Origin of the sequence: Citrobacter sp. TBCS-14 (genome assembly GCF_005280805.1) — a bacterium.
Taxonomy (GTDB): Bacteria; Pseudomonadota; Gammaproteobacteria; order Enterobacterales; family Enterobacteriaceae; genus Citrobacter; species Citrobacter gillenii.
In genome coordinates this window covers 1-258 of sequence record NZ_SZWM01000973.1, presented here as the reverse complement: position 1 = coordinate 258, position 258 = coordinate 1, and the positions used below count along the sequence as shown (strand labels likewise).

Sequence of the window (258 nt, the reverse complement as noted above, 5' to 3'; positions counted from 1 at the left end):
ATTCTCCTGAAGCGGTGAGTGTCTTTAGTAATCTCAGCAGATGTTGCTGATGGTACAGATCTAACGCTGACGTCGGTTCGTCGAGAAATAGCCAACCGCGAGGTCCGGCGTTGCACCACAATTGTGCCAGCGCACGGGCTAACTGAACGCGTTGTTGTTCGCCACCGGAAAGCGCGGCGTATTGCTTGCCCGCCAACGGTGTGCAGCCGGTGACTGCCATTACCTGTGCGATAAGCTCGTGCTCGGGATGTTGGGACC

Annotated in this window: 1 protein-coding gene; it reads right to left on the bottom strand. The window is 56.6% G+C overall.

Annotation, left to right across the window (positions count from 1 at the left end):
- On the bottom strand, positions 1 to 258 hold a 258-nt coding region (locus tag FDX22_RS22330; RefSeq protein ID WP_370317718.1), incomplete at both ends, for an ATP-binding cassette domain-containing protein.